Genomic DNA, 24,933 nt, shown 5'->3' with positions numbered 1-24,933 from the left:
GAGGTTAGGCGATCGGGTACGGCCAAGGATTGAAGCGGCAGGTCTTGCCGTCGGGCTTGACGTACTCCGGATCGAATTTCGAGTTGTCGTCATCCGACGTCGAGAACGTCTGCTGCATCATGATCGGCGCGAGGCCACCCTGCTTGTCGCACGGCTCGTGGCGCAGGTAGCCGATCGCGTGGCCGACCTCGTGGTTGATCAGATATTGACGGTAGGAGCCGATGTCGCCCTGGAACGACAGCGCCCCGCGCACCCAGCGCGCCTCGTTGATGAATACCCGCGGTTCGACGCCGGCCCCGTAAGACGGGTTGTAGCAAGAGGTTTCGAGCGGGAACTCGTACCCGCAGCCCTCCCGCACGGTCATCGGCGAACTCAGCGAGATGCGGATGTCGGGCTTGGCCCGACCGGTCCCGTCGACCCGGATGAACGCGAACTGCGCGTCGTGGGTCCAACTCTTGGGGTTGCCCAGCGTCTGATCGACCATCGAGGCGAAGGCGTCGTCGCCGCCGAATGCGGTGGGATCGGCCCCGTTTTCGACCTCGACGGTGTACCGGAACACCTTCACCGCGCCCTGGCCGACCTGCGGCGTGATGCCCGGTACGACATGCCAGGACTTCTCGCCGGCCTCGGTGAAGGGACCACCGTTGGGCAGCATGCCGGTCGGCAAGCTGGCGTCGAACTGGGTGAGGCCGCGGGGTGGGGCGTCGACGATCACGGTGCCGACGGCGCCGATCTTCGGCGGACCCTGCATTGGGTGGCCGGACGCCGGCGCCGATCCGCTCGCTCCGGTGATGGTCTGATACAGCACCACTCCGGTGACGGCGACCAGCACCGGCAGCGCGTACGCCCGCCATCCGTACGTGGACACGAAGCGCCCGAGCCAACTCTGCTTGCGCCAACGACTGGGTTCACGAGTGGATCGTTCGCGTCCGGCGCCGCCCCAGGCCAGCGGATCCCGTTGGGCGCGCAAAGGCTCACGCCAGTCGTCGCGAAGAACCGGTGTCCGGTTGCCCCCGCGCCACTCGGGGTCGAAGGTCACTTTCCCAGAATGGCACAACACCTGCTAGCTGCGACTCTCGGCGCGCCAAAGACCCCCTTAACACGTTGTCGCCCCGACATACAGGGCTTGGATCACAGTTGAACAGGCGAGCGAGTAGTAGTGTCGTTGCGATCACGGCGCGCTCGTAACCAGGCGCTAGGACAAGAAGATTGAGGAATGGATGAGCGATCTCGCCAACGCCGCCGACCGGAGCGGGGTGAAGCCACGCGCCGCAGCCCGGCGCGGCAACCGCCTGCCTCGTGACGAGCGTCGGGGGCAGTTGCTCATCGCTGCCAGCGATATTTTCGTCGACCGGGGCTACCACGCCGCCGGTATGGACGAGATCGCCGAGCGTGCCGGAGTCAGCAAACCCGTTCTGTACCAACACTTTTCGAGCAAGCTCGAGCTGTACCTGGCGGTTCTGCAACGGCACGTCGAGAACCTCGTGTCCGGTGTGCGCCAGGCGCTGCGCACCACCACCGACAACCGGCAGCGGCTGCGGTCGGCCGTGCAGGCGTTCTTCGACTTCATCGAGCACGACAGCCAGGGCTACCGGCTGATCTTCGAGAATGACAACACCACCGAGCCGCAGGTCGCCGCGCAGGTCCGGGTGGCCACCGAATCGTGTGTCGACGCGGTCTACGACTTGATCAGCGCCGACTCCGGACTGGATCCGCACCGCTCGCGGATGATCGCGGTGGCGCTGGTGGCGCTCAGCGTCGACTGCGCCCGCTACTGGCTGGACTCCGACCGGCCGATCAGCAAGGACGACGCGGTCGACGGCACAGTGTTCTTTGCCTGGGGCGGCCTGTCACACGTGCCGCTCACCCGCTCTTAGCGGCGCTCGCTCCGATTCCGAAGCCGACGCGACGCGAGTCCGCGGCGCCGATCTCGACGTAGGCGATCTTCGCGGAGTTGACCAGGAAGCGGCGGCCCTTTTCGTCGGTCAGGCCCAGCACATCCGCGTCCTTGGCAAGTGCGGCGTTGACCAGCTCCTCGACTTCGCTCGGAGTCTGCGGGCTGGTGAAGACCAACTCACGCGGGCTGTCCGTGATACCGATCTTGACCTCCACGCCGGCCCCTTCCCGTTCTTCAAGTAGATGTGGCTTCGACGGCAAGGCTAGTGGACGCCGGTGGCGGGTGCCGAAACCCGGTCGCCGCCTTGCGGTTCGCCCCAGCGGGCCGTTGGCAAATCGTGACCTGACACGCGCCCTCGCGCGGGGGCGCCCGCGCGCCACATCGATAACATTTGCACCATCAGTACCACCGACTACCTGGACGAGCTCCGGGACTACGAGGACGACACCGTCGACATCTACGCCGACGGCGATGACACATCGGGTGACGAACGCTGGCGCCCGATCGCGGCCATCGCCGCGATCGTCTTCGTCCTCGCGGTGATCGCCACAGCCGTGATTGTGAACGGCGGCGACAGCGGGTCGACCTCGGCCACCGTGGTCGTCCCCCCGAGCAAAACCACGACGCCGCATCTCGTTCCGGCCCTGCCGCCCGAAACGGTCACCAGCCTGACCCCGTCGTCGCGGCCGCCCAGCCCGACGACCACCACGCCGCCGACGCAGGCCCCTGTCGCGGTCCCCACGGTCGCGCCGGACGTCGCCGCCCGCACATTCGTGTACCGGGTTACCGGCACCAAGGGACTGCTCGACCTCGTCACCGTCGTCTACACCGACGCGTCCGGCGCGCCGCAGACCGACTTCAACGTGTCGCTGCCCTGGTCGCGGACGGTCGTGCTGAACCCCGGGGTGAGCGCGCGGTCCGTCGTCGCGACCAGCGTCACCGGGCGGCTCAACTGCTCGATCGCCGACGGCGTCGGCGACAACATCGCGATCTCGACGAGCAGCACGATGATCGCGACCTGCAGCCGCTAGGGCGTCAGCTCAGGCCCAGCTCGCGGGTGCGCGCGTCATGGGTGTGTTGGAGCCGGTCGAAGAATCCCGCCAGCTGCGTCAGGCCGTCGGTCCGCGTGACCACCAGGTCGACCAGTTCGTCATGCTCGGCCAGCACGTACTGAGCCTGGGTGATCGCCTCGCCCAGCAAGCGGCGCGACCACAGGGCGAGCCGGCTGCGCTGCCGGGCGCTCTTGGTCACCGCGGCGCGCACCTCGGCGACGACGAACTGCGAATGTCCGGTCTGCGACATCGTCGAGCGGACCACATCGGCGACCTCATCCGGCAGCGAGTCGGCGACCTCGAGGTAGAAATCGGCGGCCAAGGCGTCGCCGATGTAGGTCTTGACCAGAGCCTCCAGCCAGGTGCTCGGCGTGGTCAGCCGGTGGTAGCCGTCGAGGACCGACGCGTACTTCGAGATCGCCGGCAGCACGTCGACGCCGCGGTGCTCCAACGCCTCGACGAGAAGTTCGTAGTGCGCCATCTCGGCGGCGGCCATGCTGGCCATCGAGATTCGTCCGCGCAGATCCGGCGCCATCCGCGCCTCGTCGGTGAGCCGGTAGAACGCCGCCACCTCGCCGTAGGCCAGCAAGGCGAACAATTCGTTGACGCCGGGATGGTCCGCGGGCAGCCGTGGCGGAGGCGGATCGGCCAGCTGGTCGCCCTGCGGAAGCGAAGTCATGGACCCCACTCTAGGGGTGTCGCGCGGCGACCCGCTGCGACCGGCGACGCCGCCCTTGCGATCGCCACGAGGGGTGTCCGGCGAGGGGCTGCTGTGCGTCGACGAACCGCCGCACGCCGCGCGAATCGGGGTTTGCGGCACCCACCAGCTACAATCAATCCAGGTAACGGTGGTAGATCCGTATCACCACTGCCTATGCAATGAGCGTGCATGCAGTTGGCCCGCCTCCGTGAAGTGCAGGGCCCGCGAATCGGCAACGTATTCGACTCCTCAACTGGTGCGCGCGTGATCGCAGCGATTGATAAATCGAATACGAACCCGAAAGGCATACGTGCTTCACGCATGACTCCACTCATCACATCCAACCGCGCCGCATCCGAATCCACTTTCGCCGACCTCGGCGTCCGCGACGAAATCGTCCAGGCGCTCAAGGAAAAGGGCATCGAGCACCCGTTCGCCATCCAGGAGCTCACGCTGCCGCTGGCCCTCACCGGCGACGACCTGATCGGCCAGGCCCGGACCGGCATGGGCAAGACCTTCGCCTTCGGTGTGCCGCTGCTGCAGCGGATCACCACCCTGGGCGACGACCGCCCGCTGTCCGGCATCCCCCGCGCCCTCATCGTGGTGCCCACCCGCGAGCTGTGCCTGCAGGTCTACAACGACCTCTCGACCGCCGCCAAGTACCTCAAGACCGCCGACGACGACCGCAAGCTGTCGGTCGTGTCCATCTACGGTGGCCGGCCGTACGAGCCGCAGATCGAGGCGCTGCGTGCCGGCGCCGACGTCGTGGTCGGCACTCCCGGCCGGCTGCTCGACCTGGCCCAGCAGGGCCACCTGCAACTCGGCGGCCTGGCGGTGCTGGTCCTGGATGAGGCCGACGAGATGCTCGACCTCGGCTTCTTGCCCGACATCGAGCGGATCCTGCGCCAGATCCCCGACGAGCGGCAGTCGATGCTGTTCTCGGCGACCATGCCGGACCCGATCATCACGCTGGCCCGCACGTTCATGAACCAGCCCACCCACATCCGGGCCGAGGCGCCGCATTCGTCGGCGGTGCACGACCTGACCACGCAGTTCGTCTACCGGGCCCACGCCATGGACAAGGTCGAATTGGTCAGCCGGGTGCTGCAGGCCAACGGCCGGGGCGCGACGATGATCTTCACCCGGACCAAGCGCACCGCGCAGAAGGTCGCAGACGAACTCGCCGAGCGCGGATTCGCCGTCGGCGCCGTGCACGGCGACCTCGGTCAGATCGCCCGCGAGAAGGCGCTCAAGCAGTTCCGCAACCACGACATCGACGTGCTGGTCGCCACCGACGTCGCGGCCCGCGGCATCGACATCGACGACGTCACCCACGTCATCAACTACCAGTGCCCCGACGACGAGAACACCTACGTGCACCGCATCGGCCGCACCGGCCGCGCCGGCAAGACCGGTGTCGCCGTCACGCTGGTCGATTGGGACGAACTCCCCCGCTGGACGCTGATCGACAAGGCCCTCGGCCTGAACTGCCCTGATCCGGCCGAGACCTACTCCAACTCGCCGCACATCTACGTCGAGCTGGACATCCCGAACGACATCAAGGGCTCCGTCGGCGCGCCGAAGAAGTCGCCGGTGAAGCGCACGGCGTCCAGTGGCAGCCGCAACGGGGACGAGCCGGCCGCGCCGCGCAACCGGGACCGTCAGCGCCGTCGCACCCGTGGCGGCAAGTCCGCAACGGGCCACTCGAGCGACAGCGACGGAACCTCAACGGCGACAAGCACTTCGGACTCCGCATCCGGCGAAGGTACCCGTGCGCGGCGTCGCCGTCGTCGACCCCGCAAGTCCGCGGGCGCCGCAGCCCCCGCCGCCAACTGATTCGGCGCCGCCACGCCTGATGGTCAAGCCGGAACGCCGCACCAAGGCTGATCTGCTGGCGGCGGCCGCCATTGTCACCGTGCTCGCCGTCGGCGCGGCGCTGATCTGGTTGACCAGCGACGCCCGGGCCACGCGCAGCTTGCCGGCGACCGGACCTGCGCCCAGCCCGCGCCTGGCCAGCGAAGTCCCGCACTCGCTGCGGCAACTCTGGACCGCACCGAATGCGCCCACCGACCAGCCGGTGGTCGTCGCCGGAACCGTCGTCACCGCCGACGCGCACGCCGTGTACGGCCGCGATCCGGTCAACGGTCAAGTGCGCTGGACCTATTCGCGCGATAGCGACCTGTGCGGGGTCGTCGGGGTCTACCGGTTTGCGGTGGCGGTGTACCGCGATGACCGCGGGTGCGGGCAGGTCAGCACCATCGACGGCACCACCGGTCAGCGCGGGCCCGCGCGCAGCAGCTACAGCAACCGGCAGGTGTCGCTGTCAAGCGATGGCACGACGGTGTTGTCGGCCGGTGACACCCGACTCGAGCTGTGGCGCTCGGACATGGTTCGGATGCTCTCCTACGGCGAGATCGACGCCCGGGTCAAGCCGTCGTCGAAGGGCCTGCACGCCGGTTGCCGTCTGACGTCGGCGGCGGCCAGTTCATCGGCGGTGTCGGTGTTCGAGGCTTGCGGACGACAAGCCGACCTCAGGCTCACCCTGCTGCGTCCGGCCAAGGAAGAGGACGAGCCGGATCAGCACAATCTGGCCCAGCCCGGCATCGGCGCCGACTCCGGCGCCAAGGTCCTCACGGTGTCGGAGACCAGGACGGCCGTCTACCTGCCGGCGCCGCAGCCGCGGGTCGACGTCATCGACGAGGCCGGCACGACCATCGGCAGCACGCTGCTCCCCGAGCCCCCGCTGCTGTCGAACGCGGTGACCCGACCCGGCAATCTGATCACCTGGTGGACCGGCCGTCGCGTGATGGTCTTCGACGCCTCGAATCTGACCTACCGCTACGCCGTCGGGCCGGCGGGCTCGTCGGCGCCGATCGGGCCGGCCACCCTGATGGCGGGCAAGTTGTTGGTTCCGGTCACCGGCGGCATCGCGGTGTGCGATCCGGTCACCGGCGTCGGCGAGGACTTCCTGCCGGTGCAGCGGCCCCCGAGCGACGCGCCGGTGCTGCTCGCGGTTGCGGGCTCGCAGCTGCTCGAGCAGCGCGGGGGCACTCTCGTCGCGCTCGGCTAGACGGTTCAGGCGTCGACGATGCGGGCCGGAACGGCCCGAGGAGGAGGCGGCTCCGAGAATTAGGCGTCGATCGCGAAGGTGGGCAACGCTTTGCCCGACTTCCAGTGCTTGAGCAGCGCGTGCGCCAACTCCTGATACGCGGACGCGCCCTTGTTCTTGCGTGCGGCAAGCACCGACGAACCCGACGCGCTCGCTTCGGCGAAGCGCACGGTCCGCGGGATCGGCGGCGCCAGCACCGGTAGGTCGTAACGGTCGGCGACGTCGAGCAGCACGTCGCGGGTGTGCGTGGTCCGCGGGTCGTACAGCGTCGGCAGCGCACCGAGCAGCTTGAGGTCAGGGTTGGTGATCTGCTGGACGTCGTCGACCGTTCGCAGGAACTGCCCGACCCCGCGGTGCGCCAGCGTCTCGCACTGCAGCGGCACGATGACCTCGTCGGCGGCGGTCAACCCGTTGAGCGTCAGCACGCCCAACGACGGCGGGCAGTCGATCACCACGACGTCGAATGCGCCGTCGAGTTTGTCCAGTGCGCGCTTGAGCGCGTATTCGCGGCCCGCCCGCATCAGTAGCATCGCCTCGGCGCCTGCCAGGTCGATGTTCGCCGGCAGCAGCGTCATGCCCTCGGCCGTCTCCACCAGCGCGGCGTTGGGTTCGACGTCGCCGAGCAACACCTCGTGCACCGACACCGCGAGCTTGTCCGGGTCCTGGCCGAGCGAGAACGTCAGGCAGCCCTGCGGGTCCAGGTCGATCAGCAGCACCCGCTTGCCGGCGTCGGCGATCGCCGCACCCAGCGAGGCGACGGTCGTCGTCTTGGCCACGCCACCCTTCTGGTTGGCCACCGCCAGAACTCGGGTCCCCTTCATACATCCTCTTTCTCTGCAGCATCGCTGGCGGTGGCGACCTCGCGCCGCTCCTCAGCATCGCTATCGCTCTGCATCGTCGCTGGCGGTGGTGACCTCGCGCCGCTCCTCAGCATCGCTATCGCTCTGCATCGTCGCTGGCGGTGGTGAACACCTGCCATCCAAGCATCATCACCATGGTGCCCGCGCGTGGATGGCTATGTGTGTCAGGCAGAATCGGTCGGCATGGGCGTCCGGAACCACCGCTTGGTGTTGCTGCGCCACGGCGAGACCGAGTGGTCGCTGTCCGGCCAGCACACCGGGTCCACCGAACTCGACCTCACCGACAACGGGCGCGCCCAAGCCGCTGCCGCCGCCCCCGTGCTCGCCGACCTGCATCTAGACAATCCGAAGGTGATCAGCAGCCCGCGCCATCGTGCCGTGGCGACCGCCGAACTCGCCGGGATGACCGTCGACGAGAAATCCGACCTGCTCACCGAATGGGACTACGGCTCCTACGAAGGCCTGACGAGCGACGAGATCCACGAGACCCAACCCGACTGGTCGATCTGGACGCACGGCGCGCCCGGCGGTGAATCGGTGGCGCAGGTCAGCGCGCGCGCCGACGCGGCGGTCGCCTGGGCGTTGGAGCTGATGGCCTCGCGCGACGTGGTTTTCGTCGGGCACGGCCACTTCTCCCGCGCCGTCATCACCCGCTGGGTGGAGCTGCCGCTGAGCGAGGGCAGCCGCTTCGGCATGGGCCCGGCCTCCGTCGCGGTCGGCGGCTTCGAGCATGGGATACGCCAGATCAGCGCGCTGGGCCTCCCCCGTCCCGATGACGGCTGAGCCGCCGTTCGTGGTGTGCGGACCGTCCGGCGCGCTGATCGCCGACGGTGTGCTGGCCGGCTATCGTGACGTGGCCGACGCGCAGTCCGCGCTGCGCTCTGGCGAGGCATCAATTGTGATGGGCGCGTTGCCATTTGACGTCGACGGGCCGACCGCCCTGATGGCGCCGCGTTCGGTGCAGCGGGTCGCAGCATTGCCGGATTGGCCGACCGGGCCGATGCCGGCGGTACGGGTATCTGGCATGCTGCCCGCACCCGAGGAGCATCGCGCGCGCGTTCGGCGGGCCTGTGACGAGTTGGCCGCCGCAGACAGCCCACTGCAGAAGGTGGTGCTGGCCCGCGCGCTGCGGCTGACCGCCGACGCCCCGCTGGACGCCCGAATCCTGTTGCGCCGCTTGGTCGACAATGACCCGGCCGCCTATGGCTACCTCGTCGACCTGTCGGCCGCCGGCGGTGACTATGCGGGCAGGGCGCTGGTCGGCGCCAGCCCCGAACTGCTCGTGGCCCGCGACGGCGATCGGGTGACCTGCCAGCCGTTTGCCGGGTCGGCGCCGCGGCATGCCGATCCCGACCTCGACGCGGCCGCGGGCGCCGCGCTCGCCGAGTCGGCGAAGGACCGTCACGAGCATCAGCTGGTGATCGACACTATGGCGGCGGCGCTGCGACCGCTGTGCAGCGAGCTGACGACCGCGGCGGAACCGGCGTTGAGCCGCACCGCGGCGCTGTGGCATCTCAGCACCCCGGTCGTCGGCACCCTGCGCGATACCTCCACCACCGCAATGGATTTGGCGCTGGCGGTGCACCCGACTCCCGCCGTCGGCGGGGTACCTACCGAGGCGGCCGTCGAACTGATCGGGGAACTCGAGGGCGATCGCGGCTTCTACGCCGGCGCGGTCGGCTGGTGCGACGCCAACGGCGACGGGCGCTGGGTGGTGACCCTGCGCGGCGCGCAACTGGCCGCCGACCGGCGCGGCGCGCTGGCACACGCCGGCGGCGGCATCGTCGCAGAATCCGACCCCGACGGCGAAGTCGCCGAGACCACCACCAAATTCATCACAATCCTGACGGCGCTGGGAGTCCGACCATGAGCGTGCGCATCCGACGGGCCGAACCCGGCGACGCCGCCGACATCACCGCGATGATCCACGACCTGGCGATATTCGAGCGCGCCCCCGAGCAGTGCACCGTCGTCGAAAGTCAAATCAGCTCAGCGCTTTTCGGCCCTGAACCGACGCTTCGGGCGCACGTCGCCGAGGTCGACGGCCAGGTCGCGGCGATGGCGCTGTGGTTCCTGAACTTCTCCACCTGGGACGGCGTAGCGGGCATCTACCTGGAAGACCTGTTCGTGCGTCCGGAGTTCCGCCGGCTGGGGTTGGCCCGCGGGCTACTGACCGCGCTCGCGCGGGAATGCGTCGACAACCACTACACCCGGCTGGCCTGGGCGGTGCTGAACTGGAACAGCGACGCGATCTCGCTGTACGACTCGGTCGGCGGCCAGCCGCAGAGTGAGTGGACCACCTACCGGGTCTCGGGATCGGCACTGTCGGAGCTGGCCGGGCCGTCGTAGTCGTCGCCTGACACCCAACGCAGCGCGGGCGGACTGAACAGCAGCGCCAGCACGGCCAGCGACACCGCTGCAACCGGGGCGCCGATCGCCGGGCGATGCGAGCCCGTCGACAAGTAGTAGGCCACACCGAGCAGCAACAGCTCGGCGAAGACCGCCAGCCCGCGGCCCCACCGGCGACCGCTGTAGAGCGCCCAGCCGGCGGCGAGCACCGCCCCACCGGCGAACGCGAACCATCCCGCCGTCCCGAAGACGTTGTTACCGCGTTGACCGGCTCCGCCGATCGCCCGGACCAACAGCACCACGGCGGCGACCAGACCTGCCACGCCCTGAGCGGCGACGATTGCGCCCGCACCGCGCACACTGTTCGGCGGACGGCTGATCACCAGCACAGCGTAGCCATAGGCCAGGGCCGTGGATTCCGGCGTCGACCCGCATCGCCCGGCTTCCAGCCGCGCTCGCGATCGCCGCTGGGATTTCGGCGTCGACCCGCATCGCCCGGCTTCCAGCCGCGCTCGCGATCGCCGCTAGGCTTTGGCACCATGCGCGCCGTGCTCATCGTCAACCCGACCGCGACCTCGACGACCACGGCCGGCCGCGACCTGCTGGCACACGCGCTGAAAAGTCGCCTCGAGCTGACCGTCGAGCACACCCGCCACCGCGGCCACGGCGGAGAGATCGCGCAGGCCGCGGTCCAGGACGGCGTCGACCTCGTCGTCGTGCACGGCGGCGACGGCACGGTGAGCAATGTGGTCAACGGCCTGCTCGGCAAGCCCGCCCAGCAACTGCCCACCGGCCCCATTCCGGCGCTCGCGATCGTCCCCGGCGGTTCGGCCAACGTCACGGCCCGCTCACTCGGCATCCCCCCGGGCCCGATCGACGCCACCAACCAGCTGATCTGGCTGCTCGACAAATACGGCCCGCAGAAGCAGTGGCGGCGTATCGGGCTTATCGACTGCGGCGAGCAATGGGCGGTGCTCAACGCCGGTCTGGGCGTCGACGCCGAGGCGGTGGCCAAGGTGGAGGCTCAGCGGGAGAAGGGCCGCAAGGTCACGCCGACCCGGTACATCCTCGCCGCGACGCGCGCGACCATCGCATATTCACGCAAAGCACCGCGGTTGACGGTCGACTTTCCCGGCCGCGAGCCGATCACCGGCGCCTACTTCGTGTTCGTGTCCAACTCCAGTCCGTGGACCTACGCCGACGCCCGTCCGATGTGCACCAATCCCGGAACCACGTTCGAATCCGGGCTCGGGGTGTTCGGCGTCACCAAGCTGAAGGTCATCCCGAGCCTGCGACTGGTCGGCCAGATGTTCGCCAAGAAGCCGAAAATTGCCGGTGATCAGGTCATTCGCGACGACAACGCGGATTGCGTGCGGGTCACGTGCGCCGATCCGCCCATGCCGAGCCAAATCGACGGCGACTACCTCGGATTGCGCGAAGCAATGTCATTTCGCTCGGTTCCCGACGCCCTGGATGTGGTCGCCCCGCCCGCAAAAAGGGCTCTCTGAACTGCAGCGATCGGGCAATGTGGGCAAAACCACTGGTCAAATCCGAAGGCAGTGTAGTACAACCGATTAAGGGATTTGGTAACAGATCTCTGAAGTGAGATAGCCCACGGAGCAACGAGCCACTATTGACATCTGTTGAGCCTGTGAAACGATCGAACAATCGCACTGCAACGGTACGGAAACATTTCTTGTGCCTGCGTTAACAGCCGAAGAAAATCATTCGTGCGCATCTTGCTGCGCACACAGTGAGGAGTAACGACCTATGGATTGGCGCCACACAGCGGTCTGTCGCGACGAGGACCCGGAGCTGTTCTTCCCTGTCGGGAACAGCGGACCGGCCCTCGCACAGATCGCCGACGCGAAACTGGTCTGTAACCGCTGCTCGGTAACGACCGAGTGCCTCTCGTGGGCGCTCAGCACCGGCCAGGACTCTGGCGTGTGGGGTGGAATGAGCGAGGACGAGCGACGTGCACTCAAGCGTCGCAACGCTCGGACGAAGGCTCGTACCGGAGTCTGACCCCAGTCGCCTTCAACGGTGCGGCCCTGACACTATGTCGGGGCCGCACCGTTGTGTGTGGGGCCTAATGCGTGGCCCGCGCCCGGCGGCCGATCGGCACGCGCAGCACTACGTCGGTGCCGCCCTCGTGGGCGTTTTCCATGGTCAGGGTGCCGTCGAGTTCCGCGGAGACCAGCGTCCGGACGATCTGCAGGCCGAGCCGATCGGACTGCTCGACGCTGAAGCCGTCCGGCAGTCCACGGCCGTTGTCGTGCACGATCACATCGAGCCAGCGGGCCGACCGTTCGGCGCGAATCGTCACGGACCCGCCGCGCGCCGCGGATTCGCAGGTGGCCTGGTCGAAGGCGTGCTCGATCGCGTTCTGGACGAGTTCGGTGATCACCATGACCAGCGCGGTAGCGCGGTCGGAGTCCAAGACGCCCAGCATGCCGTCCCGGTTGATCCGGATCGGGGTGTCGACCGTGGCCACGTCGTTCATGATCGGCAGGATCCGGTCGATCACCTCGTCGAGGTTGACCTCCTCGTCCACCGACATCGACAGTGCGTCGTGCACCAACGCGATCGACGACACCCGTCGCACCGATTCGATCAGCGCTTCGCGCCCCTCGGCGTTGGTCGTCCGGCGCGCCTGCAGCCGCAGCAGGGCCGCGACCGTCTGCAGGTTGTTCTTCACCCGGTGGTGGATCTCCCGGATGGTCGCGTCCTTGGACATCAGCGCCCGGTCGCGGCGTTTGATCTCGGTGACGTCGCGAACCAGCACCGCGGCGCCGGCGGCCGCGCCGTTGAGCATCAGCGGCAGCGTCCGCAGCAGCACCGCCGCGCCGCCGGCGTCGACCTCGATCCGCATGCTGGCCCCGCCGCGCAGCGAGTTGAGCACGTGTTCCGCGAGTTCGTGAGCCTCGAACGGATCGGAGATCAGTGGCCGGGTGATGGCAATCAGGTTGTGTCCCTCCAACTCTGGCGTCAGACCCATCCGGTGGTAGGCCGACAGCGCGTTGGGACTGGCGTAGGACACCACGCCACCGACGTCGAGACGAATGAAGCCGTCACCGACGCGCGGACTCGAACGGGACATCGCGAGATCGCCGACGTTGGGGAAGGTGCCCTCCGACAGCATCTGCAGCAGGTCGGCCGCGCAGGCGAGGTATGCGGTCTCCAACTGACTCGACTTCGGGGTGTCGTTGGCCGCGGTCTGGTGGGTCAGCACCGCGACCACCGCATCGCCGTAGCGCACCGGCACCGCCTCAATGTCCACGCCGGTCTGCTGCCACGAATACTGTTGGCCCGCATCACTTTCCAGGCGGATGGCGCCTGACTCGAACGCCGCCGCGATCGGCGGCATGCGGTCGGCGTCGACGACGGTTCCGACCGCGTCACGCAGCAGCACGGTGGGCGCGGTGTTCGGCCGGCACTGCGCGACGCAGACCAGCGAATCGTCCTCGCGGCGGACCCACATCAGATAGTCGGCGAATGAGAGGTCGGCGAGCAGCTGCCACTCGCCCACCACGGCGTGCAGGTGGTCGACGGCGCTGCCCGGCAGAACGGTGTGTTCGGCGAGCAGGTCACCGAGAGTGGACATCGGCGATCTCCGCTACAACGGCCGGACGGCTAGCTGATCACGGCGATGAGGTCGCCGGCCTGGATGACATCTCCGACCGCGACGCTCACCTTGCTGACCGTGCCGCCGACCTCGGCCAGCACCGGAATCTCCATCTTCATGGACTCCAACAGCACCAGGGTGTCGCCCTCGGCGATCTCGTCGCCCTCGTGGACCACGACCTCGAGCACGCTGGCCACAATCTCTGCCCGCACGTCCTCGGCCATCATCACCCCATTCGTCGGCACGCCGTTCCGAATATCGGCGTTGCTTCATCGAACCACAGTCGAATTCCCAGTTGCACTCCGAGCGCCCGACCGTGTCCGCGGCGTTACCCAAAGGCCGGTTTCTGCAGCACAAAGGTCACGATTGAGCGCTCGTTGGTCTCGGTAAGCAAACTCCAAGATCACTAAGAGAACCTATAGAGCCACTTCTGTGACGGTGTCGTGTTCGAATTGTGACATTTGGCAAGCAGAGTGTCCCAAGTGATTGGAGTGTCTGAAGCTCTTGGAGTGAAACAGTCGATATTGAGGAGTATTCCGTTGTCCGACAACATGTTTGCGCGTGTGACATCTCATGGACCGCTGACCCGAGCGGTCGCCGGATTTGGGCTGGCAGTGGCGGCATACGCCGTGGTCGGGCTCGGTGCCGGCGCAGCCGCGGCGGCCCCCCAGCAACCTTTCGCCGCTGACGACCCGATCCCCGGCCTGCCCGGCGGTGCGGGTGGCGCGGTGAACATCGCCAACTCGCTGTTCGGCTCGCTGAGCGGGCTGATGAACAACGTCATCCCCGGGGCCGGCGACCTGCTGATGCCCGCCTCCAGCGCGCTCGGCGGCGGCGGCCTGCCGGGTGGCCTGCCCGGCGGCCTCGGTGGTCTGGGCGGCCTCGGCGGCGGTGGCGGCCTACCTGGTGGGCTGCCCGGAGGCCTGCCCGGCCAGACCCTGCCGGGCCAGACCCCCGGTCTCGGCGGCTACCCCGGTGGCCTTCCGGGCCAGACGCCGGGCGGCCTGCCCGGCCAGACCCTGCCGGGCCAGACCCCGGGCCTGGGCGGCAATCCCGGGGGCACCGCTCCTGCCGGTGGGCCCGCTCCCCTGGCACCCGGGCAGGGCCCCGCTGCCGTGGGGCCGGCGCAGGCGCCGTTGACCGGACAGCCCGCCGGACAGCAGGGTCCGGTGTCGTCGGCGAGCGCCAACGGCAGCACCCTGGTGCACGTGCCGGTCGTCTAGCGGTTGGCTTACCCGGCCGACGGCATGACAGACTGATCGGTAGCAGAACCGCGAGGAGGATCAGTCATGGCCAAGCGAGGCCGGAAGAAGCGCGACCGCAAGCACAGCAAGGCCAATCACGGCAAGCGGCCCAACGCTTAACCAAACGCTCTAAACCAACAAAGACGCGGACCGTCCTACTGGCGGCCCGCGTCTTTGTCTTCGGCTAATGCTTCTGAATGATCGTGGTCTGGCTGATTTCCACCCGCAACCGCTGACGAAGGCTCTCCGGGGCCCGCTCCCCCTGGCACTTGGTGGAGATCAGCAGTTTCATCCGCTCCTCCAGCCCGTAGAACTGGAAGCAGGGTGGGCAATCGTCGAGGTGTTGCTGCAGTTTGCTCTTGGTTTCGGCGTCGCATTCACCATCGAGCAGCGACCAGACCTCGGCGAGTACCTCGGCGCATTCGGCCTTGATCGGCTCTCCAGACGAGAAGTCGTTCATGACGACACCTCTTCGGGGGTGGCGTCGCCGCGCAGGAACCCACGATCCTTCGCGACATCGCTCAACAGTTCCCGCAGTTGGCGTCGGCCGCGGTGCAGTCGCGACATCACTGTCCCGATCGGAGTGTCCATGATTTCGGCGATCTCCTTGTAGGGAAAACCTTCGACGTCGGCGTAGTAGACCGCCATCCGGAACTCTTCGGGCAGCGCCTGTAGAGCCTCTTTGATCTCGGTGTCGGGCAGCGCCTCGAGGGCCTCGACCTCGGCGGATCGCAGCCCGGTCGAAGTGTGCTCGGCGGTGGCGGCCAGCTGCCAGTCGGTGATCTCGTCGGTCGGGTACTGCGCCGGCTGACGCTGCTTCTTGCGGTAGCTGTTGATGTAGGTGTTGGTCAGGATGCGGTACAGCCACGCCTTGAGGTTGGTGCCTTCTTTGAACGACCGGAAGCCGGCGTAGGCCTTGACCATGGTTTCCTGCAGCAGGTCTTCGGCGTCGGCCGGATTGCGGGTCATCCGCAGGGCACCGCCGTAGAGCTGGTCGAGCAGCGGGATTGCGTCGCGCTCGAAGCGCGCGGTCAGGTGCGCGTCGGTCTCACTGGATGGGGTGCGCGAGCCGTCGGCATCGGCGTCTTCCACCGCGATCTCCGTCGCGCTGTCGGTATCAGCCATAGGTAACGCAGTCCCTTCTGTCGCGATACCGGTGAACAGGTCCATCAACACCGGACCCGTCTGGTATCCGGCCAACTGCTGTTCGCCCATGAGGCTTGTCGCCGTTGACACGCGATTCCCCTTTCCCAATCTAAAGGCTGCGACTGACACTGTCTGCTTTGCCTGGCTCAACAGCGGTAATGGCCGCGGTATTTCCAGGCCTATCCGGACCGCCGGTCCGGGCCGGTTGTGAGCAGCGTTACTGTGACGCTCATGTCACTCAAGGGCAAAACCATGTTCATCTCGGGCGCCAGCCGCGGAATCGGCCTGGCCATTGCGAAGCGGGCAGCGCAGGACGGCGCCAACATCGCTCTGGTCGCCAAGACTGCCGAGCCGCACCCCAAGCTGCCGGGCACCGTCTTCACCGCGGCCAAGGAGCTCGAAGAGGCCGGCGGCCAGGCGCTGCCGATCGTCGGCGACGTCCGTGACCCGGATTCGGTGGAGTCCGCCGTGGCCAAGGCCGTCGAGCAGTTCGGCGGCATCGACATCTGCGTCAACAACGCGTCGGCGATCAACCTGGGCTCGATCAGCGAGGTGCCGATGAAGCGCTTCGACCTGATGAACGGCATCCAGGTTCGCGGCACCTACGCCGTGTCACAGGCGTGCCTGCCGCACATGAAGGGCCGGGAGAACCCGCACGTCCTGACGTTGTCCCCGCCGGTGCTGCTCGGCCAGGAATGGCTGAAGCCGACGGCCTACATGATGGCGAAGTTCGGAATGACGCTGTGCGCGTTGGGTATTGCCGAGGAGATGCGCGAAGAGGGTATCGCCTCGAACACGCTGTGGCCGCGCACGCTGGTCGCGACCGCCGCGGTGCAGAACCTGCTCGGCGGCGACGAGGCGATGGGCCGGGCCCGCAAGCCGGAGATCTACTCCGACGCGGCCTACGTGATCCTGAACAAGTCGTCCAAGGAGTACACCGGCAACATGCTGCTGTGCGAGGACGTGCTGCTGGAATCCGGCGTCAGCGACCTATCGACCTACAACTGCGTGCCGGGCGGCACCCTCGGCGTCGACTTCTGGGTGGACGGCGTGAACCCGCCGGGGTACTCCGGTCCCTGAGTGATCGCAAGCGCAGCGAAGCTGGGCGCAGCGGGTCACGACCATTCCTAGTTCTAAAGCGACTCGGGCACTGGCGGTCCTGGCCGAGGCCGGCGTCGCGCACGAGGTGGTCCAGTACGACCACGACCCGGGGGAACGTTCGTTCGGCGGCGAGGCGGTTCGCGCGCTGAGCGGCGAGGTCGACCCCGGGCAGATCTACAAGACGCTGGTCATCGCGCTGGCCGACGGGTTGGCCGTGGCGATCGTGCCCGCGCTGGCGAAGCTGTCGCTGAAGGCCGCGGCCGCGGCGCTCGGCGCGGCAAAGGCCGCCATGGCCGACCAGAAGGTCGCCGAGCGGACGACGGGCTACGTGCTCGGCGCGATCTCTCCCCTAGGGCAGCGAAGCCGGTTGCCGACGGTGATCGACGCCGGCGCGCTCGGGTGGGAGCGGATGTACGTCAGCGCCGGGCGGCGCGGCTGGGACGTCGCCGTCGCGCCCGCCGACCTGGTTCGGCTGACCGACGCGGTGACCGCGGAGATTCAGGCCTGAGACTTCGCCAGCATGCCGTGCACGCTGTCGGCGAACGCGGCGGTGGTGAAGCAGGTGGGCTCGGCGAACTCCTCCATCGTCAACGCCTCGTGCCAACCGGCGTCGGCGGTGGCGCGCAGGAGCGGCTTGGTCATCGCGGCCGCATGCGACGGCATGGCCGCCACACGCGAACACCATTCGTCGGCGGCCTCGAGCAGCAGGCCGTGCTCGACGACCTGCTGAACCAGGCCAAGGCGCTGCGCCTCGTGGGCGTCGATGTGCTCGCCGCGCAGGTAATAGGCAAGCGCCCCTTGGTATCCCAGGCGTCGGGTCAGCGCCCAGCTGGTGCCGACTTCGGGAATCAGGCCGAGCTTGCCGAATGCCGGCACGATCACGGCTTGCTCGCTGGCGACCGCCACGTCGCATGACAGCGCCCAGGCCAGCCCTACTCCGGCGGCCGGTCCGTTGATGGCGGCGACGAAGATCGTGTCCGACCCGGCGATCAGCCGGGCGATGCCGCCGAACTCGCGGCGGATCCACCGCCATACGTCGGCCACGCCCTCGGGTTGGCCGAGGTTTTCGGTGGCCAGCCGCATCATCCTCAGGTCACCACCGGCGCTGAAGCCGGGGTCGCGCCCGGTGAGCACGACGCTACGCACGTCGCGATCGACCACGAGAGCCTCGAGCGCGCAACGCAATTGACGCACCAGCGGCGCCGAGAGCACATTGAGCCGGTCGGGTTCGTCGAGGGTGACGATCGCGCGGTCGCCGCGGCGTTCGACGTGTACCCGCTGCGGCGCGTCGTCGGCGTCGCCCTCGGCGACTAGTCGGGGGTAGAGCGATTCGGTCATGCGTCCTCCTCGGTAGCGTTGGCCCGCAACGTCTTCCATGCGGCGTCGGCGAATGTCTTGACGACACCCCGCGGCATGCGGGGCTCGTCGCCGGCGATCCAATACCGGCTGAACTCCTGCGCCGGGCCGAACCACAGCGCCGCGGTGACCCCGCCGTGAATCGGGCGCAACACCCCGTAGGAGTGATGCGGCCGCCACCAGTCGCGGACGTCGGCGAAGAACGCGTGATTGGACTCCCGCAGTTGCGGGCTGTCCAGCCGGTCCCCCAGCAGCAATGCGGCTTCGCCGCGGTGGTCTGTGACCCAGCGCAGGTGATGGGCGACGCCGCCGCGGATGCCGCCCTCGGCGGTGTCGTGGCGGCGCAGCATCGTCGTGAACCCCGCCTGATACTCCCTCATCACCTGGGCGTAGACGGCCGCCGCCAGCGCAGGCTTGTCCGGAAAGTGGTGGTAGAGCGCACCGACGCTGACCTCGGCGTCGCGGCGGATCTCGTCGAGGGTGGCCGCCAGGGCCCCGTCGGCGGCGAACCGGAGCCTGGCCGACTGCAGCAGTCGACCGCGCGCATCGGCGGCTGTTCGTGGCACGAGGATTACTCTAGCTGAACAGAGGAATTCTCGGTATTGCGATATTGCCGCGGGCACCGCATAGGGTTTGGGGTATGTCTCGCGCGGTCGTGGTCGGCAGCGGTCCCAATGGACTCGCCGCGGCCGTGACCCTCGCCCGGCATGGCCTGTCCGTCACGGTGCTCGAGGCGGCCGACGAGATCGGCGGCGGCACCCGCAGCGGCGAGGCCATCGTTCCCGGACTGCTGCACGACCACTGCTCGGCGATCCATCCGATGGCCGTCGGATCGGCGTTCCTGACCGGGCTCGGCCTAGAGCGCTACGGCCTGCAGTGGCGCCTACCCGAGATCGACTGCGTGCATCCGCTCGACGACGGGACAGCGGGAGTGCTGTACCGCTCGGTGCAGACCACCGCCGAGGGACTGGGCGCTGACGGCCCGCGCTGGCAGCGGCTGTTCGGCTGGCCCTCGGCGAAGTTCGACATGCTGTCCGAGGACATCATGGGCCCGCTGCTGCGCCTGCCGCATCACCCGCTGGCGTTGGCCCGCTTCGGCGCTCCGACTGTGCTGCCCGGCTCCACGCTGGCGCGGGTCTTCCGTACACCGCAGGCCCGCGCACTCTTCGGCGGCGTTGCCGCGCATGCCTTTCGGCCACTGCATCACCCGATGACCTCGGCGATCGGGCTGGGCATCCTGACCGCCGGGCATCGGCACGGCTGGGCCGTCGCTGCCGGCGGATCGCAGTCCATCGCCCGCGCCCTGGCCGCGGCGCTCGGCGAGTTCGGCGGCACCATCGAAACCGGTGTCCGCGTGACACATTCGTCGCAATTACCGGCGGCCGACGTGACAATCTTCGACCTGGCGCCCGGCGCGATCGCCGACATCCTCGGCGACCGGCTGCCGGCCCGCGTCGCCCGCGCGTACCGCCGATTCCGCCATGGCCCAGGGGCTTTCAAGGTCGACTTCGCCGTCGAGGGCGGCGTGCCGTGGACCAGCCCCGCGGCGCAGCGGGCCGGCACCGTCCACGTCGCCGGCACCTATGCCGAACTGGCCGCCGCCGAACGCGACGTAAACGCCGGCCGGATGCCCGACCGCCCGTTCGTCCTGGTCGGTCAGCAGTATCTGGCCGACCCGCAGCGGTCCGTCGGCAACGTTCACCCGGTGTGGACGTACGCCCATGTGCCCAACGGGTTTTCGGGTGATGCGACGCCAGCGATCATCGCGCAGATCGAGCGGTTCGCGCCGGGCTTCCGCGAGCGCATCGTCGGGCAGCTCGTCCGCACCCCCGAACAGTTCGCGGCACTGAACGCCAACTACGTCGGCGGCGACATCATGACCGGCGCCAAGGACATCCGCCAGTTGGCCTTCGGACCGCGAACGACATTGTCGCCGTATTCGATCGGCGTGCCCGGCATGTACATCTGTTCGGCCGCGACGCCACCGGGCCCCGGCGCGCACGGCATGTGCGGCGCCAACGCCGCAGCGGCCGCGATCGCTCAGCTGTAGCGGTAGAAGCCCTCGCCGGTCTTGAGGCCCAGCTTGCCGGCATCGACATAGGACTGCAGCAGATCCCGCGGACCCGTGGGCAGGTTCGGAAACTGTGCGACGTAGTTGTTTTCGATGTCGAGCGCCACGTCCAGCCCGACCAGGTCCATCAGTCGAAACGGCCCGGCCGGCGCGCCCAGGTTCAACGTGTACATCCCGTCGACGTCTTCGGGACGCGCCACACCCTCGGCGACCACTGCCAGCGACTCGCGCTTGATGGCCGCCCACACCCGATTGAAGATGAAGCCGGTGCATTCCTTGCGCGCCTCGAACGGGTAGACGCCGAACTCGGGAAGCACGGCGAGCAGGGTGTCGAGCACGGCGCGGTCGGTCTCGCCGTCGGACATCAGGTCGAGCCCGGTGACCTCGGGCGGCATGTAGAAGTGCGTGTTGCAGAATCGTGTTTTGTCCCTGATGTTTTCGGCCATCAGCCGCGACGGGAACGACGACGAGTTGGTCGCGAAGATGGTGTCGGGTGGGGCGGCGTTGTCGATCTCGCCCCACAGTGGGATCTTGATCTCGAGCTTCTCCGGCGCCGACTCCACCGCCAGCCATGCGCCGTCAAGTGCCTCCGCCAGCGACGTGGTCGTGACCACCGTGCCCGACTCGCCGAAGCTGCGGGTTTCGATGACCCTTGGAAGAGTCTCGGCCACATACTGTTTCGCCTCGGCCAGCTGCTCGTCACGGCGGGCGTAGATGCGCACAGTTCCGCCCCGGCTGGCGAGCATCAGCGCGATCCGCCGCCCCAGCGTCCCGGCGCCGATCACGGCGGCCGGGCGATTGCGGATCTCGTCGAAGGTGTGGCTGTAGGCGCTCACAGCAGCGTGGCCTGTTCGGGCTGCGGCTCGGCGGGCTCCAGGAGTTCGGGCCCGTTGTTGCGAATGCTGTTGACCAGCGTGGAGATTTCGCGCATCTCGATGCCGTCGATGCTCGGCGGCGCGGCCAGGAAATCGAGATCCGGCGAGGCATCGGGATCCAGCCAGCGGTCCCACTCCCCCTCGGGCACGATCAGCGGCATCCGATCGTGGATCTCGGCGAGCTCGCCGACCGCGTCGGTGGTGATGATCGTGCAACTCAGCAACGGGTTGCCCTCTTTCACTGGTTTCCAGACCGACCACAACCCCGCCATGAACAACATCTCGCCGTCGCTGCGATGCATGAAGAACGGCGTCTTGCGCGACTTCTTGCCGGCGGCGGTGTCGGCATTGGCGCGCCATTCGTAGTAGCCGTCCATCGGGATCAGGCAGCGCTTGGATTTGGCGCTGGACCGGAACGCCGGCGAGGTGGTGACCTTCTCGGCGCGGGCGTTGATCAACAGCGGGCCCTTGGACTCCGGGGCGCCGTCCGCGTCGGCCTTCGCCCACGGCGGGATCAGCCCCCAGCGCATCGACCGAACCCGCCGCGTCGGCTCGTCGTCGGGCTCGTCATGGCGACGCACCACCGTGGTGACCGTCGTCGTCGGGGCCACGTTGTAATTCGGCCCTGACGACTCCGCCTTCCTGGCCTCGTTGATCGCCTCGATCTTTTCGGCCAGCACCGCAGGGTCCGTCGTCACCGCGAATCGTCCGCACATGCCGTCCATCGTGCCCGCTCGGTTGGTCGGGCGGCGACCCGCCGCGCCTGCGATCGCCGCTAGTCCAGAATGGAGCACGTGAATACCTGGCCCGCCCCGATCGCGTCGCGGCCGGTGCACGCAACGGTGTCGGTGCCGGGCTCGAAATCGCAGACCAACCGCGCGCTGGTGCTCGCGGCGCTGGCCGCGGCGAACGGCGGCGTCTCGACCATCAGCGGCGCGCTGCGCAGCCGCGACACCGACCTGATGATCGGCGCTCTGGAAGCCCTCGGCCTGCGGGTAGCCGGGCCGGCTGACGAGCTAGAGGTCAGCGGGGCCATCGCCCCGGCGGCCGCAGCCCGCATCGACTGCGGCCTGGCCGGCACGGTGCTGCGATTCGTCCCGCCGCTGGCCGCGCTGGGCCTGTCCGAGGTGACGTTCGACGGCGACGAGCAGGCCCGTGCCCGGCCGATCGCGCCGCTGCTGGACGCGCTGCGCGGTCTCGGCGTCGACATCGACGGCGCCGACCTGCCGTTCCGGGTGCGCGGCGCGGGCAAGGTCGCCGGCGGCGCGGTCGACATCGACGCGTCGGCCTCCTCGCAGTTCGTCTCCGGCCTGCTGCTCGCCGGGCCCTCGTTCACCGACGGGCTGGAAGTACGGCACGTCGGCCCGTCCCTGCCGTCGGCGCCGCACATAGCGATGACGGTGGCGATGCTGCGCCAGGCCGGTGTCGAGGTCGACGACGCGACGGCCAACCAGTGGCGCATCCGTCCCGGGCCGGTCGCGGCGCGGCACTGGCCGATCGAGCCGGACCTGTCCAACGCCGTGCCGTTCATCGCCGCAGCGGTGGTCAGCGGCGGCGCGGTCCGCATCACCGGTTGGCCCGCCGACAGCATCCAACCCGCCGATACCATCCTGAGCATCCTCGCAAAATTGAATTGCGTTGTGACGCAAGATAGTTCGTATCTCGAAGTGCGGGGTCCGCAGTCCTATCCAGGGTTCGACGTCAACCTGCGCGACGTCGGCGAGCTGACTCCGTCGGTCGCGGTCCTCGCGGCACTGGCCGCCGACGGCTCGGTGTCGCGGCTGTCCGGCGTCGCCCACCTGCGTGGCCATGAGACCGACCGACTGGCCGCACTCAGCACCGAGATAAACCGGCTCGGCGGCAACTGCCGCGAGACCGCCGACGGGCTGGAGATCATCGCAACGCCGCTGCGCGCGGGGCTGTGGCGGTCCTACGCCGACCACCGGATGGCGACCGCGGGGGCGATCGTCGGCCTGCGCGTCGACGGAGTGCAGGTCGAGGACATCGAGACCACCGCGAAGACGCTGCCGAACTTTCCGCGGATGTGGGCCGACATGCTGGGGTCGAGCGGTTGAAACCGGAGGACTACGACGAGTCCGACGCCAAGATCCGCTCCGGGAAAGGCTCCCGGCCGCGGACCAAAACCCGCCCCGAGCACGCCGACGCAGAGTCGGCGATGGTGATCAGTGTCGATCGTGGCCGCTGGGGTTGCGCCCTCGACGGCGATGCCGAGCAACGGGTCACGGCGATGCGGGCGCGGGAGTTGGGCCGCACCCCGATCGTGGTCGGCGACGACGTGGACGTGGTCGGCGATCTCTCCGGGCGCCCGGATACGTTGGCGCGCATCGTCCGTCGCGGCGAGCGGCGAACGGTGTTGCGGCGCACCGCCGATGACACCGACCCGTACGAGCGGGTGGTCGTCGCCAACGCCGACCAGGTACTGATCGTGGTGGCGCTGGCCGATCCCCCACCGCGCACCGGGTTGGTCGACCGGACGCTGATCGCCGCCTACGTCGGCGGCCTGACACCGATACTGTGCCTCACCAAGACCGACCTCGCCCCGGCCGAACCCTTTGCCGCGCAGTTCGCCGACCTCGACCTGACCGTGATCACCGCCGGCCGCGACGACCCGCTGGACGCGGTGGCGCACCTGCTGACCGGGAAAATCACGGTGCTGCTGGGACATTCCGGGGTGGGTAAGTCGACGTTGGTGAATCGCCTTGTGCCGCAAGCGGACCGGGCCGTCGGCGAGGTAACCGACATAGGCCGGGGGCGGCATACGTCGACGCAGTCGGTGGCGCTGCCACTCGACGACGACACCTGGGTGATCGACACCCCCGGGATCCGCTCGTTCGGACTTGCCCACATCAAGCCCGACGACGTGGTGCTGGCGTTCTCCGACCTGGCCGAGGCGATCGAGGACTGCCCCCGCGGCTGTGGACACCTGGGTCCGCCCGCCGATCCCGAATGCGCACTGGACGAGTTGACCGGCCCGGCGGTGCGCCGGGTGGCCGCGGCGCGACGGCTGCTGACCGCGCTGCGGGAGAGTTAGCCCTCGACCTCGGCGCGAATGCACTCCAGGTTGGCCTGCATGTTGGTCTGCCATTCGGCCAGCCGGGTGGCGATGATTCGTGCCTCTTTGTCCGGCATGGACAGGATCGCCGGGGTCAGGCCCGACGGGCCCGGTCCCATCCGCCCCCACTGCCGGATCAGTGCGCCGTCGCTGGTCGGCTCGACCTCGAATGCCCACGTCGCACACGGGCCCTCAGGACCTTGGACGTTGTAGACCCAGCGGTGCGGGGCGTCGACCTCGACAACTTCGCACACCGTCGACCAGTCCATGGCTTCGTTCACGTTGCGCCCACGGAACCGCGCGCCCACCTCCACGCCGGTGGCGCCGTCGAGCCACTCGACGCCGCGCAGTTCCGACGAGCACTTGGTCGGCAGGTTGATGTCGGTCACCAGCGCCCACGCGGTGGGGACGTCACACTTCACGCGCTGCGTCACTTCGATGGTGGGTAGATCGCGATAGCGCATGCTGATTAGCA

Annotated in this window: 30 protein-coding genes; 16 read left to right on the top strand and 14 right to left on the bottom strand. The window is 68.5% G+C overall.

Features of this window, described 5'->3' with window-relative positions; all coding sequences use genetic code 11:
- Window positions 1–4: 4 nt before the first annotated feature.
- On the bottom strand, window positions 5–1,060 hold the full coding sequence (locus PT015_RS24140; protein WP_390887900.1) for a DUF3152 domain-containing protein: 1,056 nt from the start codon (window positions 1,058–1,060) through the stop codon (window positions 5–7).
- Between the two features lie 160 nt (window positions 1,061–1,220).
- On the opposite strand from PT015_RS24140, the gene PT015_RS24135 reads away from it, so the two are divergent.
- A complete protein-coding gene (locus PT015_RS24135) occupies window positions 1,221–1,877 on the top strand; it encodes a TetR/AcrR family transcriptional regulator (protein ID WP_285187800.1) in 657 nt (218 codons plus the stop codon).
- Here the strand turns inward: PT015_RS24135 and PT015_RS24130 are convergent.
- A complete protein-coding gene (locus PT015_RS24130) occupies window positions 1,864–2,112 on the bottom strand; it encodes a DUF3107 domain-containing protein (RefSeq protein WP_285187799.1) in 249 nt (82 codons plus the stop codon). The two genes, PT015_RS24135 and PT015_RS24130, sit on opposite strands and share 14 nt — an antisense overlap.
- Window positions 2,113–2,436: 324 nt before the next feature.
- Here PT015_RS24130 and PT015_RS24125 point away from each other — a divergent pair, with 324 nt between their 5' ends.
- Complete coding sequence (locus tag PT015_RS24125) at window positions 2,437–2,928, top strand: MmpS family transport accessory protein (protein WP_285187797.1); 492 nt, start codon at window positions 2,437–2,439, stop codon at window positions 2,926–2,928.
- Between the two features lie 4 nt (window positions 2,929–2,932).
- On the opposite strand, the gene PT015_RS24120 is transcribed toward PT015_RS24125, so the two are convergent.
- The gene (locus PT015_RS24120) at window positions 2,933–3,628 is read right to left on the bottom strand and encodes a ferritin-like fold-containing protein (RefSeq protein ID WP_285187795.1); all 696 of its coding nucleotides are present in this window, start codon (window positions 3,626–3,628) and stop codon (window positions 2,933–2,935) included.
- Between the two features lie 342 nt (window positions 3,629–3,970).
- Here PT015_RS24120 and PT015_RS24115 point away from each other — a divergent pair, with 342 nt between their 5' ends.
- Entirely contained in the window at window positions 3,971–5,485 is a 1,515-nt protein-coding gene (locus PT015_RS24115; RefSeq protein WP_390887899.1) for a DEAD/DEAH box helicase, read from the top strand.
- A gap of 19 nt (window positions 5,486–5,504) precedes the next feature.
- Window positions 5,505–6,719 carry an Rv3212 family protein gene (locus PT015_RS24110; protein ID WP_285191262.1) on the top strand — a complete coding sequence of 405 codons (1,215 nt, stop codon included), beginning with the start codon at window positions 5,505–5,507 and terminating at the stop codon, window positions 6,717–6,719.
- Between the two features lie 59 nt (window positions 6,720–6,778).
- Here PT015_RS24110 and PT015_RS24105 read toward each other — a convergent pair whose 3' ends face one another.
- Window positions 6,779–7,579, bottom strand: coding sequence for a ParA family protein (locus tag PT015_RS24105; RefSeq protein ID WP_285187793.1), 801 nt, complete (start codon window positions 7,577–7,579; stop codon window positions 6,779–6,781).
- A 222-nt stretch (window positions 7,580–7,801) separates the two neighbouring features.
- Between PT015_RS24105 and PT015_RS24100 the strand changes: the two genes are divergently transcribed.
- From PT015_RS24100 to PT015_RS24090, 3 genes are read left to right on the top strand one after another with little or no spacing between them, the layout of a single operon-like run.
- A complete protein-coding gene (locus PT015_RS24100) occupies window positions 7,802–8,401 on the top strand; it encodes an acid phosphatase (protein WP_285187791.1) in 600 nt (199 codons plus the stop codon).
- Window positions 8,391–9,488 carry an isochorismate synthase gene (locus tag PT015_RS24095; protein ID WP_285187790.1) on the top strand — a complete coding sequence of 366 codons (1,098 nt, stop codon included), beginning with the start codon at window positions 8,391–8,393 and terminating at the stop codon, window positions 9,486–9,488. The genes PT015_RS24100 and PT015_RS24095 overlap by 11 nt, the downstream gene beginning before the upstream one ends.
- Window positions 9,485–9,967, top strand: coding sequence for a GNAT family N-acetyltransferase (locus tag PT015_RS24090; RefSeq protein ID WP_285187788.1), 483 nt, complete (start codon window positions 9,485–9,487; stop codon window positions 9,965–9,967). The genes PT015_RS24095 and PT015_RS24090 overlap by 4 nt, the downstream gene beginning before the upstream one ends.
- Here PT015_RS24090 and PT015_RS24085 read toward each other — a convergent pair.
- Entirely contained in the window at window positions 9,919–10,350 is a 432-nt protein-coding gene (locus PT015_RS24085; protein ID WP_285187787.1) for a hypothetical protein, read from the bottom strand. The two genes, PT015_RS24090 and PT015_RS24085, sit on opposite strands and share 49 nt — an antisense overlap.
- A 156-nt stretch (window positions 10,351–10,506) precedes the next feature.
- Between PT015_RS24085 and PT015_RS24080 the strand changes: the two genes are divergently transcribed.
- The gene (locus tag PT015_RS24080; RefSeq protein ID WP_285187786.1) at window positions 10,507–11,475 is read left to right on the top strand and encodes a diacylglycerol/lipid kinase family protein; all 969 of its coding nucleotides are present in this window, start codon (window positions 10,507–10,509) and stop codon (window positions 11,473–11,475) included.
- Between the two features lie 262 nt (window positions 11,476–11,737).
- Window positions 11,738–11,992 carry a transcriptional regulator WhiB1 gene (whiB1, locus tag PT015_RS24075; protein ID WP_285187785.1) on the top strand — a complete coding sequence of 85 codons (255 nt, stop codon included), beginning with the start codon at window positions 11,738–11,740 and terminating at the stop codon, window positions 11,990–11,992.
- A 64-nt stretch (window positions 11,993–12,056) separates the two neighbouring features.
- Here the strand turns inward: whiB1 and PT015_RS24070 are convergent, their stop codons facing one another.
- Together PT015_RS24070 and PT015_RS24065 are read right to left on the bottom strand one after the other, a co-directional pair.
- Complete coding sequence (locus tag PT015_RS24070; RefSeq protein WP_285187784.1) at window positions 12,057–13,571, bottom strand: sensor histidine kinase; 1,515 nt, start codon at window positions 13,569–13,571, stop codon at window positions 12,057–12,059.
- Between the two features lie 29 nt (window positions 13,572–13,600).
- The gene (locus PT015_RS24065; RefSeq protein ID WP_285191261.1) at window positions 13,601–13,816 is read right to left on the bottom strand and encodes a biotin/lipoyl-binding carrier protein; all 216 of its coding nucleotides are present in this window, start codon (window positions 13,814–13,816) and stop codon (window positions 13,601–13,603) included.
- 339 nt (window positions 13,817–14,155) lie between these two features.
- On the opposite strand from PT015_RS24065, the gene PT015_RS24060 reads away from it, so the two are divergent.
- Both PT015_RS24060 and PT015_RS24790 read left to right on the top strand, forming a co-directional pair.
- Window positions 14,156–14,815, top strand: coding sequence for a hypothetical protein (locus PT015_RS24060; protein WP_285187782.1), 660 nt, complete (start codon window positions 14,156–14,158; stop codon window positions 14,813–14,815).
- A gap of 66 nt (window positions 14,816–14,881) precedes the next feature.
- Window positions 14,882–14,956: a 50S ribosomal protein bL37 gene (locus PT015_RS24790; RefSeq protein WP_011728008.1), complete on the top strand. Its 75-nt coding sequence runs from the start codon at window positions 14,882–14,884 to the stop codon at window positions 14,954–14,956.
- Between the two features lie 64 nt (window positions 14,957–15,020).
- Here the strand turns inward: PT015_RS24790 and rsrA are convergent, their stop codons facing one another.
- A complete protein-coding gene (rsrA, locus tag PT015_RS24055) occupies window positions 15,021–15,296 on the bottom strand; it encodes a mycothiol system anti-sigma-R factor (protein ID WP_285187781.1) in 276 nt (91 codons plus the stop codon).
- The gene (locus PT015_RS24050) at window positions 15,293–15,961 is read right to left on the bottom strand and encodes a sigma-70 family RNA polymerase sigma factor (RefSeq protein ID WP_390888056.1); all 669 of its coding nucleotides are present in this window, start codon (window positions 15,959–15,961) and stop codon (window positions 15,293–15,295) included. The genes rsrA and PT015_RS24050 overlap by 4 nt, the downstream gene beginning before the upstream one ends.
- 252 nt (window positions 15,962–16,213) lie before the next feature.
- Between PT015_RS24050 and PT015_RS24045 the strand changes: the two genes are divergently transcribed.
- Window positions 16,214–17,062 carry an SDR family oxidoreductase gene (locus tag PT015_RS24045; protein ID WP_285187778.1) on the top strand — a complete coding sequence of 283 codons (849 nt, stop codon included), beginning with the start codon at window positions 16,214–16,216 and terminating at the stop codon, window positions 17,060–17,062.
- Between the two features lie 43 nt (window positions 17,063–17,105).
- The gene (locus PT015_RS24040) at window positions 17,106–17,591 is read left to right on the top strand and encodes a YbaK/EbsC family protein (protein WP_285191260.1); all 486 of its coding nucleotides are present in this window, start codon (window positions 17,106–17,108) and stop codon (window positions 17,589–17,591) included.
- On the opposite strand, the gene PT015_RS24035 is transcribed toward PT015_RS24040, so the two are convergent.
- Entirely contained in the window at window positions 17,582–18,421 is an 840-nt protein-coding gene (locus tag PT015_RS24035; RefSeq protein WP_285187777.1) for an enoyl-CoA hydratase/isomerase family protein, read from the bottom strand. The genes PT015_RS24040 and PT015_RS24035 overlap by 10 nt on opposite strands.
- Entirely contained in the window at window positions 18,418–19,005 is a 588-nt protein-coding gene (locus tag PT015_RS24030; RefSeq protein WP_285187776.1) for a TetR/AcrR family transcriptional regulator, read from the bottom strand. Before PT015_RS24030 ends, PT015_RS24035 begins: the two co-directional genes overlap by 4 nt.
- 74 nt (window positions 19,006–19,079) lie before the next feature.
- On the opposite strand from PT015_RS24030, the gene PT015_RS24025 reads away from it, so the two are divergent.
- The gene (locus PT015_RS24025) at window positions 19,080–20,489 is read left to right on the top strand and encodes a phytoene desaturase family protein (RefSeq protein ID WP_285187775.1); all 1,410 of its coding nucleotides are present in this window, start codon (window positions 19,080–19,082) and stop codon (window positions 20,487–20,489) included.
- Here PT015_RS24025 and PT015_RS24020 read toward each other — a convergent pair.
- Window positions 20,480–21,346, bottom strand: coding sequence for a 3-hydroxyacyl-CoA dehydrogenase family protein (locus tag PT015_RS24020; protein ID WP_285187774.1), 867 nt, complete (start codon window positions 21,344–21,346; stop codon window positions 20,480–20,482). The genes PT015_RS24025 and PT015_RS24020 overlap by 10 nt on opposite strands.
- Window positions 21,343–22,101 carry an SOS response-associated peptidase gene (locus PT015_RS24015; protein WP_285187772.1) on the bottom strand — a complete coding sequence of 253 codons (759 nt, stop codon included), beginning with the start codon at window positions 22,099–22,101 and terminating at the stop codon, window positions 21,343–21,345. Before PT015_RS24015 ends, PT015_RS24020 begins: the two co-directional genes overlap by 4 nt.
- Window positions 22,102–22,179: 78 nt before the next feature.
- Between PT015_RS24015 and aroA the strand changes: the two genes are divergently transcribed.
- On the top strand, window positions 22,180–23,460 hold the full coding sequence (aroA, locus tag PT015_RS24010; protein WP_285187771.1) for a 3-phosphoshikimate 1-carboxyvinyltransferase: 1,281 nt from the start codon (window positions 22,180–22,182) through the stop codon (window positions 23,458–23,460).
- On the top strand, window positions 23,457–24,437 hold the full coding sequence (gene rsgA, locus PT015_RS24005; RefSeq protein ID WP_285187769.1) for a ribosome small subunit-dependent GTPase A: 981 nt from the start codon (window positions 23,457–23,459) through the stop codon (window positions 24,435–24,437). Before aroA ends, rsgA begins: the two co-directional genes overlap by 4 nt.
- Here the strand turns inward: rsgA and PT015_RS24000 are convergent.
- Window positions 24,434–24,922, bottom strand: coding sequence for an SRPBCC family protein (locus PT015_RS24000; RefSeq protein ID WP_285187768.1), 489 nt, complete (start codon window positions 24,920–24,922; stop codon window positions 24,434–24,436). The two genes, rsgA and PT015_RS24000, sit on opposite strands and share 4 nt — an antisense overlap.
- Window positions 24,923–24,933 lie beyond the last annotated feature (11 nt).

The organism is Candidatus Mycobacterium wuenschmannii (assembly GCF_030252325.1).
GTDB lineage: Bacteria > Actinomycetota > Actinomycetes > Mycobacteriales > Mycobacteriaceae > Mycobacterium > Mycobacterium wuenschmannii.
Note: the sequence above shows the minus strand (reverse complement) of the source record. Positions and strands in the feature narration are given on the sequence as shown.

What these genes read in the sequence shown, in the direction of transcription:
- PT015_RS24000 (WP_285187768.1), bottom strand. Translation starts at nt 24,922, where the DNA reads ATGCGCTATCGCGATCTACCCACCATCGAAGTGACGCAGCGCGTGAAG.
- PT015_RS24110 (WP_285191262.1), top strand. Translation starts at nt 5,505, where the DNA reads ATGGTCAAGCCGGAACGCCGCACCAAGGCTGATCTGCTGGCGGCGGCC.
- PT015_RS24090 (WP_285187788.1), top strand. Translation starts at nt 9,485, where the DNA reads ATGAGCGTGCGCATCCGACGGGCCGAACCCGGCGACGCCGCCGACATC.
- PT015_RS24095 (WP_285187790.1), top strand. Translation starts at nt 8,391, where the DNA reads ATGACGGCTGAGCCGCCGTTCGTGGTGTGCGGACCGTCCGGCGCGCTG.
- PT015_RS24070 (WP_285187784.1), bottom strand. Translation starts at nt 13,571, where the DNA reads ATGTCCACTCTCGGTGACCTGCTCGCCGAACACACCGTTCTGCCGGGC.
- PT015_RS24035 (WP_285187777.1), bottom strand. Translation starts at nt 18,421, where the DNA reads ATGACCGAATCGCTCTACCCCCGACTAGTCGCCGAGGGCGACGCCGAC.
- PT015_RS24080 (WP_285187786.1), top strand. Translation starts at nt 10,507, where the DNA reads ATGCGCGCCGTGCTCATCGTCAACCCGACCGCGACCTCGACGACCACG.
- PT015_RS24100 (WP_285187791.1), top strand. Translation starts at nt 7,802, where the DNA reads ATGGGCGTCCGGAACCACCGCTTGGTGTTGCTGCGCCACGGCGAGACC.
- PT015_RS24115 (WP_390887899.1), top strand. Translation starts at nt 3,971, where the DNA reads ATGACTCCACTCATCACATCCAACCGCGCCGCATCCGAATCCACTTTC.
- whiB1 (WP_285187785.1), top strand. Translation starts at nt 11,738, where the DNA reads ATGGATTGGCGCCACACAGCGGTCTGTCGCGACGAGGACCCGGAGCTG.
- PT015_RS24015 (WP_285187772.1), bottom strand. Translation starts at nt 22,101, where the DNA reads ATGTGCGGACGATTCGCGGTGACGACGGACCCTGCGGTGCTGGCCGAA.
- rsrA (WP_285187781.1), bottom strand. Translation starts at nt 15,296, where the DNA reads ATGAACGACTTCTCGTCTGGAGAGCCGATCAAGGCCGAATGCGCCGAG.
- PT015_RS24050 (WP_390888056.1), bottom strand. Translation starts at nt 15,961, where the DNA reads ATGGCTGATACCGACAGCGCGACGGAGATCGCGGTGGAAGACGCCGAT.
- PT015_RS24105 (WP_285187793.1), bottom strand. Translation starts at nt 7,579, where the DNA reads ATGAAGGGGACCCGAGTTCTGGCGGTGGCCAACCAGAAGGGTGGCGTG.
- PT015_RS24065 (WP_285191261.1), bottom strand. Translation starts at nt 13,816, where the DNA reads ATGGCCGAGGACGTGCGGGCAGAGATTGTGGCCAGCGTGCTCGAGGTC.
- PT015_RS24135 (WP_285187800.1), top strand. Translation starts at nt 1,221, where the DNA reads ATGAGCGATCTCGCCAACGCCGCCGACCGGAGCGGGGTGAAGCCACGC.
- PT015_RS24025 (WP_285187775.1), top strand. Translation starts at nt 19,080, where the DNA reads ATGTCTCGCGCGGTCGTGGTCGGCAGCGGTCCCAATGGACTCGCCGCG.
- PT015_RS24120 (WP_285187795.1), bottom strand. Translation starts at nt 3,628, where the DNA reads ATGACTTCGCTTCCGCAGGGCGACCAGCTGGCCGATCCGCCTCCGCCA.
- PT015_RS24045 (WP_285187778.1), top strand. Translation starts at nt 16,214, where the DNA reads ATGTCACTCAAGGGCAAAACCATGTTCATCTCGGGCGCCAGCCGCGGA.